Source organism: Streptomyces sp. NPDC032822, from assembly GCF_055578825.1.
The window spans coordinates 1,009,087-1,024,046 of the sequence record NZ_JBVIOL010000001.1 but is presented as its reverse complement, the minus strand read 5'-3'; the positions used below and the strand labels follow the sequence as shown (position 1 = coordinate 1,024,046).

Sequence of the window (14,960 nt, the reverse complement as noted above, 5' to 3'; positions counted from 1 at the left end):
GCATGGCCCCGTCACCCTCCCTTCTGGACCTCGCTCCCGTGCTGCCCGTCGTCGTCGTCGAGGACGCCTCCGACGCCGTGCCGCTGGCCCGGGCGCTGGTCGCCGGCGGGCTGCCCGCCATCGAGGTGACTCTGCGAACGCCCGCCGCGCTCGACGCGATCGAGGCCATCGCCGGGGAGGTGCCCGAGGCGGTGGTCGGCGCGGGGACGGTGCTGACGCCGGAGCAGGTGACCGCGTCGGTGGCCGCCGGGGCGCGTTTTCTGGTCAGCCCGGGCTGGACGGACGTACTGCTGGAGTCGATGCGGGCGTCCGGGGTGCCGTTCCTGCCGGGGGTGTCGACCACGTCCGAGGTGGTCACGCTGCTGGAGCGCGGGGTGCGGGAGATGAAGTTCTTCCCGGCCGAGGCGGCGGGCGGTACGGCGTATCTGCGGTCGCTGGCCGGGCCGTTGCCGCAGGCGCGGTTCTGCCCGACGGGCGGGATCGGGGCCAACTCGGCGCCGTCGTATCTGGCGTTGCCCAACGTCGGCTGTGTGGGCGGGAGTTGGATGCTGCCCGCGGACGCGGTGGCGGCGCGGGACTGGACCCGGATCGAGGAACTGGCGCGGGCCGCCGCGTGCCTCGGCACCCGCTAGTCACCCGGCCGGCCGGTCAGTTGGCCGGCCGGTCAATGGTCAACCGGTCAGACCGTCACTCGGCCAGTCCGTCACTTGGCCAGTCCGTCAGATGGCCGGCCGGTCAGTCGCTCAGTCGGTCAGCGCAGGTGGGACGTGTCGTTGAGGAGGCGGACGCTGGCGTTGCCGTCGGCGTAGTGCGCGACCGCCGACAGGGAGGCCGCCGACAGTTCCATGCGGAACAGGGACTCGGGCGGGGCGCCCAGGGCGAGCCGTACGAACGTCTTGATCGGGGTGACGTGGGTGACGAGCAGGACCGTGCGGCCCGCGTACGCCGTGACCAGCCGGTCGCGGGTGGCGGCGATCCGGACGGCCGTCGCCGCGAAACTCTCGCCGCCGCCGGTGGGTTCGGCCTCCGGGTCGGCCAGCCACTTGTTCAGGTCGTCCGGGTAGCGCTCACGGACCTCGCCGAAGGTGAGGCCTTCCCACGCGCCGAAGTCGGTCTCGCGCAGCCCGTCGTCGATGCTCACCTCAAGTCCGAGACGGTCGGCGACGGCGGCGGCGGTCTCCCGGGTCCGGGTCAGCGGCGAGGCCACGATGTCCTGGACGGTTCCGCGCCGGGCCAGCGCGACCGCGACCCGCTCGGCCTGGTCCCGGCCGATGGCGGACAGGGCCGGATCGCTCCCGCCGCTCCCTGAGAACCGCTTCTCGGGCGTCAACAGGGTCTCCCCGTGCCGGAGCAGCACGAAGGTGGCGGGTGCGCCCATGTCGGCGGCGCCCCAGCCGGGGGACGCCACCGTGTGCGCGGCCCGCACATCCGCCTCGGCCTTCGCGACTCCGCCCGCGGAGAACTCCGTCGCGCCGCCGCCCGAGGACTCCGCCGCTCCGCGACCGGAAGAGGGGTCGGTCAAGGAACGCCCCTCCGCCAGCGCCGCACGCGCCCGTGCCGCACCCGCCGTCGCGTCACCCGGCGTCGCGTCGACCGGCGGACCCGCCGGCTCAGGAGCCGCGGACCTCGCCGCACGTGCGTCCAGGTCGGCCGTCGAAGCCGACGCCGACCACTGCTCGCCCCGCTTGCCCGCGTCCATCGCCTCGTTGGCCAGCCGGTCGGCGTGCTTGTTCTGGGCCCGGGGCATCCATTCGTACGTCACCTGGGAGGCCGGAAAGATCCGCGCCGCCTCCGCCGCGAGCGGCTTCATGTCGGGGTGCTTGATCTTCCAGCGGCCGGTCATCTGCTCGACGACCAGCTTGGAGTCCATCCGGACGTGGACCTCGGCCGTGGGGTCGAGTGCGTGCGCGGCGCGCAGGCCGGCCACCAGCCCGCGGTACTCGGCCACGTTGTTCGTGGCCACGCCGATGTACTCGGCCGCCTCGACGAGGGTCTCCCCCGTCGAGGCGTCGATCACCACGGATCCGTAGCCCGCGGGCCCCGGGTTGCCCCGTGACCCGCCGTCGGCCTCGACGATGAACGACTGCACGGCGTACGCCCCTTGCCCAGTACTTCTGTTGCCCAGTGCCCAGTGCCTGTGATGGCTGGTGGCTCTCTCACCTGGTGCCGCTGTCGCCTGCCGGCTCCGTCGGCCGGTGGCGCTGTTGCCCGGTGGCTCTGTCGGCTGGTGCCTACAGTCCCGACTCGGACGTACGCACCAGGATGCGGCGGCAGTTCTCGCAGCGGACGACCGTGTCGGGAGCCGCCGCGCGGACCTCGTTGAAGTCGGTGATCGCGAGCTCCTGACGGCAGCCCTGGCAGGTCCGCTGGTACAGCTTGGCCGCGCCGACGCCGCCCTGCTGCGCGCGCAGCTTGTCGTAGAGCTTGATCAGGTCGTCGGGGATCGCGCCGGCGATGACCTCGCGCTCCTTGGTCGCCGTCGCCGCGTCGGCGTCGAGAGACTCGAAGGCGGCGTCCCGGCGGGCGGTCGCATCGTCGATCTTCCCCTGCACGGAGCCGACCCGCTCGGTCAGCTCGGCGGCCCGCTCCTGCGCGGACTCGCGGCGCTCCATGATCTCCAGGACGACGTCTTCCAGGTCGCCCTGGCGCTTGGCGAGGGAGACGATCTCGCGCTGGAGGTTCTCCAGGTCCTTCGGGGAGGTGACCGCGCCGGAGTCCAGGCGCTGCTGGTCGCGGACCGCGCGCTGGCGCACCTGGTCCACGTCCTGCTCGGCCTTGGTCTGCTCGCGGGCGGTGTCGCTCTCCTCGGTCTGCGCGGCGACGAGGAGGTCGCGCAGCTGGGTCAGATCCTTGGTGAGCGAGTCGATCTCGGCGTGCTCGGGCAGCGACCGGCGCTTGTGCGCGAGCTGCTGGAGGCGGACGTCGAGGTCCTGGACGTCCAGGAGACGGATCTGGTCGGCGGGCGCGGCGTTCAGTTGGGGGCTCCCAGTGGGTCTGATGTGGCGGCGGACGCCGCGTGGGCGGTCCAGGGGTCGGTGACCGTTTTCGAGACGTGGACACGGAGGCCCCATCCCGCACGGTCGGAGATCTCGTCGAGCTGGGCGGCGGCCAGCTCGCACCAGGGCCACTCGGTGGCCCAGTGCGCCGCGTCGAGCAGCGCGAGGGGACTGTGGGCGCCGGTCGCACGGTGGACGCCGGTCGCGATGAACTCGGACGCCGGGTGGTGGCGGAGGTCCGCGGTCAGGAAAGCGTCGACTCCGGCCGCACGGACCTGGTCGAAGAGGCTGTCGCCGGAGCCGCCGCTCACGGCGACCGTGCGGACGACGGCCTCGGGGTCGCCGGCCACCCGGATGCCCTGCGCGGTCGCGGGCAGGCGTTCGGCGGCGCGGGCGGCGAGTTCGCGCACGGTCAGCGGGTGGTCGAGTTCGCAGACCCTGCCGAGTCCGCGACGGCCCTCGGGGTCGGTCGGGTCCGGCACCAGGGGGCGTACGACCCGCAGGTCGAGCGCGCCGGCCAGGGCGTCGGAGACGCCGGGGTCCGCGGTGTCCGCGTTGGTGTGGGCGACGTGCAGCGCGATGTCGTTCTTGATCAGGGTGTGCACCACGCGGCCCTTGAAGGTGGAGGCCGCGACCGTCGTCGTACCGCGCAGATAGAGGGGGTGGTGGGTGACGAGCAGGTCGGCGCCCAGCTTCACCGCCTCGTCGACGATCTCCTGGACCGGGTCGACGGCGAAGAGGACCCGCGTGACCTCCTGGTCGGGGTCGCCCACGACGGTGCCGACCGCGTCCCAGGACTCGGCCCGCTCGGCGGGCCACAGCTTCTCCAGCGCGGTGATGACTTCAGACAGACGGGGCACGGGGAAAGGCTACCTGGCTGTTCTCCCCCACTGAACCGGTGGAGCCGTCGGCCGCCCCGCCCAGCACAGTCGCCCCGGGTTCCTCAGGCGAATCGTTCCTGGGCCACCCCTTTGTGTGAAGAGACCACCCGTCGGTCCCACGCCCGTGCGTACGAAAACTAGCTTCGTCGCCGGAGGTGACCAGACGATGACGGCCTGTGCGATCGAGCCTGCGGCGGACAACATCGACTCTTCGTCGATCGACCCCTCGCCGGAAGGCGTCGAGCCTGCGGCGGGAGGCGTCGGGCCCGTGACGGGAGACAGCGTGGAGCCCGTGACGGGAAGCGGCGAGCCCGCGAGGGAGGGCGGCGACGCTTCGGCGGGAGACGTCGGGCCCGTAGCGGTGAGCATCGAACCCGTAGCGGTAGGCATCAGTCCCGTAGCGGTGGGCCTCGGGACCGTAGTGGTGGACCTCGGGACCGTAGCGGTGGGCCTCGGGCCCGCAATGGGAGGCGTCGGGCGGCCTGTGGCGGAAGACGCCGGGCCCGTGACGGGAGGCTTCGAGCCCGTGACCGAGGGCCGCGAGCCCATGGCCGAGGACGTCGACCCTGTGATCGAGGGCCGCGAGCCTGTGACCGGCGGCCACGACCTTGCCGCCGAAGGCAGCCGCGCTGCGGCGTACGGCGTCGAGTCCGCGGTGGCGTATGGCGTCGACTCCTCGGTGGACGGCATCGGCTGCTCGGCGGACGGAATCGACTCCTCGGCACAAGGCATCGCTCCCTCGGTGGAAGACATCGTTCCCATGCCGGAAGACCCGGAAGACCCGGACGACATCGCCTCCCCGTCGCAAGACGCGGATCGTCTCGCCGTGCCGCCGGGGTGCGTCATCACGGCGGACGGCGCCTACGCGGCGCGTCTCACGCTGGGCGGCGACTCCTGGTTCCCGGAGCGCTGGACGCTGGACGGCCCCGAGCCGTACGCGGTGCCGCTGCCCGGCAACCAGCCGGAGGAGCCCGGCACCGAGGTGCAGCCGATGGGCGACGGACGGGTCCTGATCCGGCGGCTGGCCGGCGGACGGCACGACTTCTCGCTGCTGTACCCAACCGGCCCCGACACCGGCGAGCTGCCGCTCGGTGCGGTCGAGTGCCCGGACGAGGGGACCCGGCTGCGGCTGCTGCCGCCCGCGCCGGGCGGCGAGAAGGCGTACGCCCTCGCCGTGGGCCGCCGTTCCAGCACGGTGTGGCTGGTGGCGGGCGGCGCGTTCGGGCCCGAGCACATCGCCGAGATCCCGGGGCGCTGCTCGGGCGGGGCGTGGCTGGACCGTACGGGGCGGATGCTGGCGCTCGACCGGGAGGCCGGAGGGCGGACCAAGGCCGTCGTGGTCGACCTGGAACGCGGCGGTGAGGTCTCGCCGTTGCTCCAGATCGCGGCGGACAGCGACGACCGGCTGCTGCTGGCCGACCCGGACAGCGGGCTGCTGCTGATCCGCTCGGACGCGCCGTCGCCGGGGCACGACCGGCTGGGCTGGGGGGTGTTGGGCAGCACGCGGCCGGTGCGTTTCCCGGAGAGCCTGCGGGTGCCCGGGTGCACGGTCACGCCGTTCGCCGTCCAGCCGGGGCAGGTGCTGATGCCGGAGAACTGCGCGGTCGCGCTGCGGATCGACGGCCCGGCCGGCAGCTGGGTCGGTGTGTGGCGGCCGACGCAGCGCCGGATGCTTCATCTCCCGGCGCCCGAGGGCTGGTTGGCGGGCGCCGGGCTGTGGACCGAGGACGGGGTGCTCCTCCTGCCGTACGCGACGGCCGGGGCGCCGTGCGGGGTGGCACGGATGACGGCACCTTCGGGGGACACGGGGGATATGGGGAGGGCAGGGGACGCGGGGGCCGAGGGTCCGGGCCGGGACGGCTGGGCTTCACGGACCCGGACATCGGGGGGCTCACCCTCGACGTCCGGGCCTGGGGAACCGCCGGAACCGGGCTCTCCGGCCCCCGTCGCACTGCGTCCCGTGCCCCTTCAGCAGGCGCCGTTGGGGCGTCTTGTAACGAAGTAGTGGCGGTTGGCGTGGCCGTCTGGATCCGAGCCCTGGGGCGCCGGTTAAACTCGCCCGGCTGTTAGAAAGATCATGTTGACGGGGTGAGTTTCTTCCGATGAGTGACGCCAACAAGAACGAGCACACCGCCGACGTCCAGGAGTCCACCGGCCAAGGCCGGCACCGGGGTCCGGTCGCGGCGCAGGACAACGAGGCGGCCCCGCGCGGGCGACACCGCAAGCCGGCCGAACAGGCCGAGAACGCGGCCTGACAAAGGCTCGGACATCCGGCCACTTCGAAGGTCCCCGGCATCGACGGATGCCGGGGACCTTCGCGTTCAGCAGGCAGTGGGGAGGGGGCTCAGGATCGCCGTAGTGCCAGTACCTCCGCCGCCGCGAAGGTCTCCCCCGGTGCGCGGTCCGCGTAGTGCGGGGTGAGCAGGGCGTCGAGTTCGTCGTAGGTGAACGTCTCCTGCTTGCTGTCGAACCTGGCCTGGACGCGCGGGCGGTCGACGATCGCCACCATGCCGCCGTGGACGACGATCAGCTGACCGTTGACGTGGGCGGCGGCCGGCGCGGCCAAGTAGCCGACGAGCGGGGCGACATGCTCGGGGGCGAGCGGGTCCAGGCCCTCGGCGGGCTGGTCGAGGCCGGCGAAGACGTCCTCGGTCATCCTGGTGCGGGCGCGCGGGCAGATGACGTTGGCGGTCACCCCGTACTTGCCGAGCGCGAGAGCCGTCGACGTGGTGAGTCCGACGATCCCCCCTTTGGCCGCAGCGTAGTTGGGCTGTCCGGCGGAGCCAGCGAGGAAGGCCTCGGAGGAGGTGTTCACGATCCGCCCGTACACCGGCCCGCCGACCGCCTTGGACCGCTCTCGCCAGTGTGCGGCGGCGAAGTGGGTGGTGTTGAAGTGGCCCTTGAGGTGGACGCGGATCACCGCGTCCCACTCGTCCTCGGTCATGGAGAAGACCATGCGGTCGCGCAGGATGCCCGCGTTGTTGACCAGGATGTCCAGGGTGCCGAACTCGGCGATCGCCAACGCCGTGAGTTCGCCCGCCTGTTGGAAGTCGGCGACGTCCCCGGTGTGGGCGATGGCCCTGCCGCCCGCCGCGCGGATCTCGGCGGCGACCTGTTCGGCGGGGGCGGTCGAGGCGGCACCCGAGCCGTCCCGGCCGGGCTGCCCGAAGTCGTTGACGACGACGGCCGCGCCGAGCCGGGCCAACTCCAACGCCTCGGCCCGGCCGAGGCCGCGGCCCGCGCCGGTGACGATCGCGGAGAGCCCCTGAAGTGGCAGAGCCGGGTCAGTCGGGTGAGTCGATGGCTGAGTCGGGCGAGTTGACGGCTGGGCCGGCTGAGTCGGTGGCGGGGTCGGGTGAGTCATACGGCCCTCAGATCTCGATGCAGGTACGGAGAGCCGTCCCCGTGCGCATCTGGTCGAGCGCCTCGTTGATCTCGCTCAGCGGTACCCGGTGGGTGATCAGTCCGGCCAGGTCGATCCGGCCGGCCCGCCACAGGGCGATGGTCCGCTCGTAGGAGCGCAGGACATCCCCGCCGCCGTACATGGAGGGCAGTATCCGCTTCTCGTCGAAGAACAGCTCGAACATGTTGAGCTGGAGGAAGTCGTCCATGGCGCCCGCGCCGACGACGACCAGGGTGCCGCCGCGCCGCGTGTTGTCGTACGCCGTCCGGGCGGTCGCGGACCTGCCGACGACCTCGAAGACGTAGTCGAAGCCCTCGCCCGCGGTGAGCTGTTGCTTGGCGTCGGCCAGCTCGTCCGGTGAAACGGCCCTGGTCGCACCGAACTTGAGCGCGGACTCGCGGCGCGAGGCGACCGGGTCCACGGCGACGATCTCGGCGGCGCCCTTGAGCCGGGCGCCCTGGATCGCGGAGATGCCGACGCCACCGCACCCGATCACGGCGACCGACGAACCGGCCTCCACGTCCGCCGTGTTGAGGGCGGCCCCGAGACCCGTGGTCACCCCGCAGCCGATCAGCGCGGCGATGTCGAAGGGCACGTCGTCGGGGATGGGCACCGCGCAGCCCGCGTCGACCACGACCTCCTCGGCGAAGGTGCCGGTTCCGGCGAAGCCGAAGACGTCACCGCCGGGGCGCCGGAAGTTGGGGGTGCCCGCGTTCATGAACCCGGCCAGACACAGTTCGGTCTGGCCGCGCTTGCAGGCGGGACAGACACCGCAGGCGGGCAGCCAGCAGACGACGACCCGGTCGCCGGGCTTCAGGCCGGTTACACCCTCACCGACTTCGAGGACCTCGCCCGCCCCCTCGTGCCCGGGTACGAACGGTGCGGGCTGCGGCAGGACGCCGCCCATCGCGGAGAGGTCCGAGTGGCACAGGCCGGTGGCCCGGACCCGGATCCTCGCCTTGCCGGGGCCGAAGCCCACCGCCTCGACGTCGTCGAGGACCTCCAGCTTGTCCTGGCCGATCTCGTGCAGTACGGCTGCGCGCATGGTGCGGCTCCCCTCGACTGTGGGCCCTCAACTGCGGTCGGACAAAAGGCTGTTCTCACGTGTGTGCGACGACGGTGTCGACGAGGACGGGTGCGTCGTCCCGTTCGACGGCGTGCACGGCCACCCGTACGGAGCCCTCCTGCCGCCACATGCTGACCCGCAGGGTCTCCCCCGGGTACACGACCCCGGCGAACCGGGTGGCATACGCGCGCACCCGGGACACGTCACCGCCGAGCAGCGTGTCGACGACCGCCTTGAGCGTGATGCCGTAGGTGCACAGCCCGTGCAGGATGGGCCGTTCGAACCCGGCGATCTTGGCGAACTCGGGGTCGGCGTGCAGGGGGTTGCGGTCTCCGGAGAGACGGTAGAGCAGGGCCTGGTCCGCGCGGACGGGCCGCTCGACGACCTTGTCGGGCTCGCCGGTGGGCGCGTCCTGCCGGGCGGACGGCCCTCGGTCTCCGCCCCAGCCCCCTTCGCCCCGTACGAAGATCTGGGCGTCGTTGGTCCACAACGGGCCGTCGGCGTCCGAGACTTCGGTACGCATCACCAGGACGGCGGCCTTGCCCTTGTCGTACACGGCGGCGATGCGGGAGGTCGCGGTGGCTCTGCCCTCGGCCGGGATCGGGCGGTGGATCTCCAGGCTCTGCCCGCCGTGCAGGACGCGGGCCAGGTCGACGTCGATACCGGGCATGGACAGACTGTTGATCACCCCCGGTGAGCCGGCGCCCGCGACGGTCGCGAAGCTCGGCAGGACGTGCAGCCTCGACTCCAGGGTGTAGCGCAGTTCGTCGGGGTCCGTGGCGGGGCTCTGCTTGTCAGGATTGGCGGCGGCGCCGATGCCCAGGTGGTACAGCTGCACGTCCTTCACGCTCCAGGCGATCTCGCCGGAACGGGGCTCGGCTGCCAGGGCCTTGGCTGCGTCGATGGGCAATGGGGCTCCTGAAGGCTCAGAGACCTCGGTACGGTCGTCCGCACCGTCGGCCGCACCGAGGTCGACACGGGCCGATCTAGAACGCGTTCCAGTCCGGCGCCCTCTGTATAGCCCAGCGCTCCGCACTTGTGAAGGCTCCTGACGGAGTGTCAGAGCGAGGTGGGCGAGAGCGCGTGAGGGGGCGGTGGCGGGGCCACCCGTGACATTTGTCCTGCCCGGGTCCGTACATCCGCATCTGCCGGCCGGGCGGGCGGGTGCGTAGCGTCGACGTCATGTCCGAGAACACCGAGAAGGCCACCAGCAGGGTCCGGCGCAAGGTCCGGCGCAGGGCCGGGTGCGAGGCCGCGCGGCGGGCCGCGCCCAACGGCTTCAGCCTGCTGCCCTGGCTGCTGCTGGGGATGGGATCCCTCTCCAACCTCTTCCAGGGCCAGACCCCGAACCCGCTGATCGGCGGCCTCGGCCTGCTCGCCTTCAACTCCCTCTATGTCTACGTCGCGTTCCGCGCCTTCGCGAAGGAGACCCGGGAGGCGACCTCCACCCGGGTGGCACTCGCGCTGATGGGCCTGGTGACCTGTGCGCTGGCCATCGGGTACGGCGGCAACTGGCTGCTGTTCTTCCCCCTGCTCGGCCTCGCGACCGGCGCGGTCGTACGGCTGCCGCATCTGCGCTGGGCCGGCACGGCCGTGGCGTTGCTGGCCGGCGTGACCTCCTTCGCCCGCGAGGGCTGGGGCGGCCTCGACACGGCGTACGCGACCTGGATCTCGACGATGGTGACGGCGGCGATCCTCTCCCTCTCCGAGGCGGTACGGGAGCTGACGGCGGCCCGCGAGCAACTGGCCCTGCGCGCGGTCGAGGAGGAGCGGCTGCGCTTCTCCCGCGATCTGCACGACCTGCTCGGACACACCATGTCGGTGATCGTGGTGAAGTCGGAGGCGGCCCGTCGGCTGGCCGACCGGGACCTGACGGCGGCGCTGGCGCAGATCACCGACATCGAGTCCGTCGGCCGGCAGGCGCTGACCGAGATCCGCGAGGCGGTGACCGGCTACCGCGAGGGCAGTCTCAGCACCGAACTCGACCGGGCCCGCTCGGCGCTCGTGGCCGCGGGCATCGAACCCGTCGTCCACCGCTCCGGCCCGCCCCTCGCCGCCCGGACCGAGGCGCTGCTGGGCTGGGTGGTCCGCGAGGCGGTCACCAACGTCGTACGCCACAGCGACGGGGCGAGCCGGTGCGAGATCGCCGTGACCGGCACCTCCGAACGGACCCGTCTCCGCATCACGGACGACGGCCACACCCCTGCCCCGTCCGTCCCCGGCACGCCCTCTCCCTCGATCTCGACCCCAACCCCGTCCCCGGCCCTGGCTCCACTCCCGCTCCAGGTCGTCGGCGGCACCGGTCTCAAGGGCCTGACGGAACGGCTCGCCGTGGCGGGCGGCTCGCTGGAGGCCGGGCCGGGGGCACGGGGCGGGTTCGAGGTGCGGGCGGAACTGCCGGTGGAGGTAGAGGAGTTGGCGGGAGCCGGGGCTGTTACGGGAGCGGGCGTGCGGTCGCCCGGAAGGCGGTCCGGGTCGGCGGAACCGACCGGGGCCTGAACCGATCCGGGAGACCGGAAGAGTCGATGGGATGCCGGCCCGGTCCGGCCAACGCCTCGCCGTTCCCCGCCCTCCCCCGCGTCCCGCACCCTTTCTCCCTCCAGCACCCTCCCTCCCCCATACGGTCCAGCCCTCCACCACCGCGGCACAGCGCACACCGGCCCCCCGCGCCCTACCCTTGGGCCGTGAACGAGATGCCGCGGGACCATCGCCCCGCCAGATCCATCAGGGTCCTGCTCGCCGAGGACCAGGGGATGATGCGCGGAGCACTCGCCCTGCTGCTCGGGATGGAGCCCGACATCCAGGTCGTGGCCCAGGTGGCGGCCGGTGACGCGATCGTGGACGCGGCCCTGATCCACCGCCCCGATGTCGCGCTCCTCGACATCGAACTGCCCGGCATGAGCGGCCTGGATGCCGCCGCCGTACTCCGTGACGAGGCCCCCGACTGCCGGGTGCTGATCCTGACCACGTTCGGCCGGCCCGGCTATCTGCGCCGTGCCATGGAGGCCGGTGCCGCGGGCTTCCTCGTCAAGGACGGGCCCGTGGAGGAACTGGCCGCCGCGATCCGCCGGGTGCTGACCGGCGAGACGGTGATCGACCCCGCACTCGCCGCGGTCGCGCTCAGCGCCGGCCCCAATCCGCTCACGGCCCGGGAGTGCGAGGTGCTCCGGGTCTCGGCGGACGGCTCGACCGTCGCCGACGTCGCCGCCGAGCTGAACCTCTCGGAGTCCACGGTCCGCAACTACCTCTCCTCCGCCATCGGCAAGACAGGCACCCGCAACCGCACGGAGGCGACGCGGGAGGCCCGTCAACAGGGGTGGCTGTAGGGCGGCCATCGACGCAAGGCTGGATCACATGCCCGTCGGACGGGGCTCCTCCCGTCCCATCAGCCCTCTCCAAGCGAAGCCCTCCGCTGAGTGCAGGGACTCGGCCGGTTCGTCAGCACCATGTCGTACCCGTCAGGCGCCGGTCGTCGCCATACCGGTCACCCTTCCCTGCGACCATCACCCGGATCGTCCTACTTCGTCACCTCCGCCGACTTGTAGGAGGTGCCCTGCGGTGCCACGCACACGAACCAGTCGAACGGAGCCCCTTCGACGGCCCTGATCGCCAACTCGTCGCTGCTGTCCTTCTGGTTCGACGGCGCCCTGCGGATCTCGGTCGACGTGCCGTCCTTCCACGTGCAGGTCACGCGCTGGGCGGTCTTGTTGACCTGGCCGACCACCACGCGGGAGGGACCCTTGGCGTCCTCCTCCAGACTCACCGGCCGTGCCTCGACGCCCGTGGTCGGCAGCGGACGCACGTAGGGGACCCTGACCGTGGCCATCGAATCCACCTCCCCGAAGCCCCGGTGGAGGAAGTACGCGTGTCGGCCGACCAGATCGCCCGGGTAGCGGGCTTCCAGGGTGTTCTCGACGAGGCCCGTCGTCCAACGGCCCTGCGCCTTCGACTGGGCCCGTGCCTCCGCCTCGGAGCGCGGCGCCGCCCACACGTCCAGAACGACGCGCCACTTCCTGCCGTTCTCGGTTCCGCTCCCGAGTGTGATCCGCTGAGGCGTGAACATGTCCGGCGACGAGGACCGGGTGGCCGCAGGCACCACGTGCTCCCCCTCACCACCCGGCAGCCCGGCCACCGCCAGGGTCGCCGAGGAGCCGGCCAGAACCAGGGTCGTGGCCGCCGCCACCGCCCAGCGCCGTGCCCTGCGGCGCCGGCCGCCGCGGACCACCGCCTGGTAAGGGGCTATACCGATCTCCACCTCATCCGTAGCGTCGGCCAGCAGGACGGCGATGTCGGTGATGTCGCTGTTCGTCATGTCGTGGTTCGTCTCCCGGTCCGCGCTCATCACGGTCGCCCTCCGCTCGTCACCATCTCGGCCAGACCCGGTATGGCTCGGAGCTTCGCGATCCCCCTGGCCGCGTTGCTCTTCACCGCACCCACCGAGCAGCCCATCGCCTTGGCGGTCTGTGTCTCGGTCAGGTCCTCCCAGTACCGCAGGACCACCGCCTCGCGCTGCCGCGGGGGCAGTTGGCCGAGCGCCTTCAGCAGGGCGTTGCGGTCCTCCGCCCGGGAGATGTGGTCACCGCTGTCGGCGACTTCGCGCACCAGCCCCGAGTCGTCCTTGCGTGCCAGGAACTCCTTGAGTCGCCTGCGGTGCTTGCGGGCGTGTGCGTTGATCATCACGCGTCGTACGTACGCCTCCGGGTCGTCCGCCGAGCCGACCTTGCGCCAGGCCACATAGACCTGTTCGAGCGTCGACTGGACCAGATCCTCCGCGGCGTGCTGCTCCCCTGTGAGGAGAAATGCCGTCCGCAACAGCCGCGGCCAGCGGCCGATGACGAAGCTCTGGAACTCCTCGTCCCGAGCCTCCTTGCGATCCCCCATGGGCACCTCCTAGATGGGTAAAGGAGTCCATGGACCGCCCGAACCGTTGCCTCCCCACGCGCACCCTGCGGAAAATCCTCCGGCCTCACTTCACCCCACCGCCCCTCACTCCGAGGCGTCACCGCTCCCGTCCCGCTCCGAGCCACCCCCGCCGCTCCCGCCCCGCGGCAGCCACACCAGCATCAGCACCACCCCGGCGGCCAGCACGCCCGTCCCGACCCGGAACGCCAGGGCGTAGCCCTCTGTCAGGGCCTGTGGGGAGCCGCGTCCTGCTGTGCGGGCCGCGGCGATCGTCGACAGGACCGCGAGTCCCAGCGAACCGCCCATCGTGCGCGAGGTGTTGACCAGCCCCGAGACCAGTCCGGCCTCCCCCGGCTCGGCCCCCGCCGTGGCCAGTGCGGCGAGTGGTGTCGCGGCCAGGCCCGCGCCCAGCATCATCAGGATGCCCGGGATCATGATCGTGGTGACGTAGGCGCCGTCCGCGGTCATCGTCGACTGCCATCCGAACCCGGCGACCGCCACCAGGGTCCCGAGTACCGCCACCGCCCGTGCCCCGGCCGGCCGCATGAGCCAGGGGGCGAGTTTGGAGCCGACGACCACGGCGAGGGAGCTGGGCACCAGGGCGAGACCGGCGTCCAGGGGCGAGTAGCCCAGCACGTTCTGCGCGTACAGCGTCATGAAGAACCACATGCAGAACATCGCGGAGCCGCACAGGAACATCGCCACGTTCGCGGACGCCACCGCCCGCACCCTGAGCAGGGCGAGCGGCATCAGCGGCGCCGCCGTACGGGCCTCGACGGCGAGGAAGCAGCCGATCAGGGCGAGTCCGGCGAGCAGGGGCACCAGGGTGGCCGCCGCCGTCCACCCCTCGGCCTCGGTCTGGGAGATGCCGTACGCGAGTGTGGCGAGGCCGCCGGTCACGAGCAGCGCGCCCGGCAGGTCGAGCCGGCGTCCGTCGCCGCGCCGGCCCTCGACCAGCCACACCAGGGAGCCGAGCAGGACCACCGCTCCGACCGGCACGTTGATCAGCAGTACCCACCGCCACGAGAGGGTCTCCACCAGCAGTCCGCCGACGAGCCCGCCGGCCGCGCCGCCGCCCGCGCCGACCGCCGTCCAGGTCGCTATGGCACGCGCGCGTGCGGCGCCCTCCGGGACGGCGGAGGTGACGATGGTCAGGGTGGAGGGCGCGAGGACGGCCGCGCCGAGTCCCTGTACGGCCCGCGCCATCAGCAGTTGCCAGTCGTCCTGGGCGAGCCCGCCGGCCAGTGAGGCGAGCGTGAACAGGCCGAGGCCGACCAGGAACATCCGCTTGCGGCCGTAGAGGTCACCGGCCCGCCCGCCGAGCAGCATGAAGCCGGCGAAGGCGATGGCGTAGGCGTTGACGACCCACTGGAGTCCCTGTTCGCTCAGCCCCAGATCGGTGCGCATGGACGGCAGTGCCACGTTCACGACGGACACGTCGAGGACGACCAGGAACTGTCCGGCGCAGGCCAGTGCCACGAGCAGCCAGGGCGGCGGCGTGGCACGGCGGCGGGACACACGGGTGACGCCGGGGGCTTCGAGCATGGGTGTCATGCTCTCAACCGCCCGACGCTCCTTGCATCGGGATTTCGACGTAGGCCGCCCGACCCGGACCCTCCCCTGAGCTGCCGTCGCCTGCCTTGGACCGGCCCGCTTCCCCCTGAACCACCGCCCCGTCCCCGGACCGGCCCTCTTCCCCAAGAGAAGATAAA

Annotated in this window: 14 protein-coding genes; 5 read left to right on the top strand and 9 right to left on the bottom strand. The window is 72.3% G+C overall.

The genetic code is table 11. From position 1 onward, the window contains the following. Positions 1-2 precede the first annotated feature (2 nt). Entirely contained in the window at positions 3-632 is a 630-nt protein-coding gene (gene eda / locus ACZ5VD_RS04780) for a bifunctional 4-hydroxy-2-oxoglutarate aldolase/2-dehydro-3-deoxy-phosphogluconate aldolase (RefSeq protein ID WP_468550670.1), read from the top strand. Positions 633-751: 119 nt separating this feature from the next. Here the strand turns inward: eda and ACZ5VD_RS04775 are convergent, their stop codons facing one another. The 3 genes from ACZ5VD_RS04775 to ACZ5VD_RS04765 all read right to left on the bottom strand — a co-directional run bounded on the left by ACZ5VD_RS04775 (position 752) and on the right by ACZ5VD_RS04765 (position 3,856). Next, positions 752-2,089, bottom strand: coding sequence for a bifunctional RNase H/acid phosphatase (locus ACZ5VD_RS04775; RefSeq protein WP_468680702.1), 1,338 nt, complete (start codon positions 2,087-2,089; stop codon positions 752-754). A gap of 142 nt (positions 2,090-2,231) precedes the next feature. After that, entirely contained in the window at positions 2,232-2,975 is a 744-nt protein-coding gene (locus ACZ5VD_RS04770) for a zinc ribbon domain-containing protein (RefSeq protein ID WP_468550867.1), read from the bottom strand. Continuing rightward, positions 2,972-3,856, bottom strand: a complete 885-nt coding sequence (locus ACZ5VD_RS04765; protein ID WP_468550672.1) for a Nif3-like dinuclear metal center hexameric protein — start codon at positions 3,854-3,856, stop codon at positions 2,972-2,974. Before ACZ5VD_RS04765 ends, ACZ5VD_RS04770 begins: the two co-directional genes overlap by 4 nt. Before the next feature lie 781 nt (positions 3,857-4,637). On the opposite strand from ACZ5VD_RS04765, the gene ACZ5VD_RS04760 reads away from it, so the two are divergent. Both ACZ5VD_RS04760 and ACZ5VD_RS04755 read left to right on the top strand, forming a co-directional pair. Continuing rightward, complete coding sequence (locus tag ACZ5VD_RS04760) at positions 4,638-5,882, top strand: hypothetical protein (RefSeq protein ID WP_468680971.1); 1,245 nt, start codon at positions 4,638-4,640, stop codon at positions 5,880-5,882. A gap of 97 nt (positions 5,883-5,979) precedes the next feature. Then, entirely contained in the window at positions 5,980-6,132 is a 153-nt protein-coding gene (locus ACZ5VD_RS04755; RefSeq protein ID WP_468550673.1) for a hypothetical protein, read from the top strand. 89 nt (positions 6,133-6,221) lie between these two features. On the opposite strand, the gene ACZ5VD_RS04750 is transcribed toward ACZ5VD_RS04755, so the two are convergent. The 3 genes from ACZ5VD_RS04750 to ACZ5VD_RS04740 are packed head-to-tail and all read right to left on the bottom strand — an operon-like array spanning position 6,222 to position 9,256. Further along, on the bottom strand, positions 6,222-7,241 hold the full coding sequence (locus tag ACZ5VD_RS04750; protein ID WP_468680700.1) for a 3-oxoacyl-ACP reductase: 1,020 nt from the start codon (positions 7,239-7,241) through the stop codon (positions 6,222-6,224). A 7-nt stretch (positions 7,242-7,248) separates the two neighbouring features. Continuing rightward, positions 7,249-8,325, bottom strand: a complete 1,077-nt coding sequence (locus ACZ5VD_RS04745) for a Zn-dependent alcohol dehydrogenase (protein WP_468550675.1) — start codon at positions 8,323-8,325, stop codon at positions 7,249-7,251. A 55-nt stretch (positions 8,326-8,380) separates the two neighbouring features. Further along, positions 8,381-9,256 carry a MaoC/PaaZ C-terminal domain-containing protein gene (locus ACZ5VD_RS04740; protein WP_468680699.1) on the bottom strand — a complete coding sequence of 292 codons (876 nt, stop codon included), beginning with the start codon at positions 9,254-9,256 and terminating at the stop codon, positions 8,381-8,383. 272 nt (positions 9,257-9,528) lie between these two features. On the opposite strand from ACZ5VD_RS04740, the gene ACZ5VD_RS04735 reads away from it, so the two are divergent. Both ACZ5VD_RS04735 and ACZ5VD_RS04730 read left to right on the top strand, forming a co-directional pair. Further along, entirely contained in the window at positions 9,529-10,845 is a 1,317-nt protein-coding gene (locus ACZ5VD_RS04735) for a sensor histidine kinase (protein ID WP_468680697.1), read from the top strand. Positions 10,846-11,039: 194 nt separating this feature from the next. Next, complete coding sequence (locus ACZ5VD_RS04730; RefSeq protein ID WP_468550869.1) at positions 11,040-11,672, top strand: response regulator; 633 nt, start codon at positions 11,040-11,042, stop codon at positions 11,670-11,672. Between the two features lie 191 nt (positions 11,673-11,863). Here ACZ5VD_RS04730 and ACZ5VD_RS04725 read toward each other — a convergent pair whose 3' ends face one another. From ACZ5VD_RS04725 to ACZ5VD_RS04715, 3 genes are all read right to left on the bottom strand, one after another. Beyond that, the gene (locus ACZ5VD_RS04725) at positions 11,864-12,688 is read right to left on the bottom strand and encodes a hypothetical protein (protein ID WP_468680695.1); all 825 of its coding nucleotides are present in this window, start codon (positions 12,686-12,688) and stop codon (positions 11,864-11,866) included. Continuing rightward, on the bottom strand, positions 12,688-13,227 hold the full coding sequence (locus ACZ5VD_RS04720) for a SigE family RNA polymerase sigma factor (protein ID WP_468550679.1): 540 nt from the start codon (positions 13,225-13,227) through the stop codon (positions 12,688-12,690). Before ACZ5VD_RS04720 ends, ACZ5VD_RS04725 begins: the two co-directional genes overlap by 1 nt. A 105-nt stretch (positions 13,228-13,332) precedes the next feature. Continuing rightward, positions 13,333-14,802, bottom strand: a complete 1,470-nt coding sequence (locus ACZ5VD_RS04715) for an MFS transporter (protein WP_468680693.1) — start codon at positions 14,800-14,802, stop codon at positions 13,333-13,335. Positions 14,803-14,960 lie beyond the last annotated feature (158 nt).

What these genes read in the sequence shown, in the direction of transcription:
- ACZ5VD_RS04755 (WP_468550673.1), top strand. Translation starts at nt 5,980, where the DNA reads ATGAGTGACGCCAACAAGAACGAGCACACCGCCGACGTCCAGGAGTCC.
- ACZ5VD_RS04720 (WP_468550679.1), bottom strand. Translation starts at nt 13,227, where the DNA reads ATGGGGGATCGCAAGGAGGCTCGGGACGAGGAGTTCCAGAGCTTCGTC.
- ACZ5VD_RS04735 (WP_468680697.1), top strand. Translation starts at nt 9,529, where the DNA reads ATGTCCGAGAACACCGAGAAGGCCACCAGCAGGGTCCGGCGCAAGGTC.
- ACZ5VD_RS04715 (WP_468680693.1), bottom strand. Translation starts at nt 14,802, where the DNA reads ATGACACCCATGCTCGAAGCCCCCGGCGTCACCCGTGTGTCCCGCCGC.
- eda (WP_468550670.1), top strand. Translation starts at nt 3, where the DNA reads ATGGCCCCGTCACCCTCCCTTCTGGACCTCGCTCCCGTGCTGCCCGTC.
- ACZ5VD_RS04750 (WP_468680700.1), bottom strand. Translation starts at nt 7,241, where the DNA reads ATGACTCACCCGACCCCGCCACCGACTCAGCCGGCCCAGCCGTCAACT.
- ACZ5VD_RS04745 (WP_468550675.1), bottom strand. Translation starts at nt 8,325, where the DNA reads ATGCGCGCAGCCGTACTGCACGAGATCGGCCAGGACAAGCTGGAGGTC.
- ACZ5VD_RS04730 (WP_468550869.1), top strand. Translation starts at nt 11,040, where the DNA reads ATGCCGCGGGACCATCGCCCCGCCAGATCCATCAGGGTCCTGCTCGCC.
- ACZ5VD_RS04760 (WP_468680971.1), top strand. Translation starts at nt 4,638, where the DNA reads ATGCCGGAAGACCCGGAAGACCCGGACGACATCGCCTCCCCGTCGCAA.
- ACZ5VD_RS04725 (WP_468680695.1), bottom strand. Translation starts at nt 12,688, where the DNA reads ATGAGCGCGGACCGGGAGACGAACCACGACATGACGAACAGCGACATC.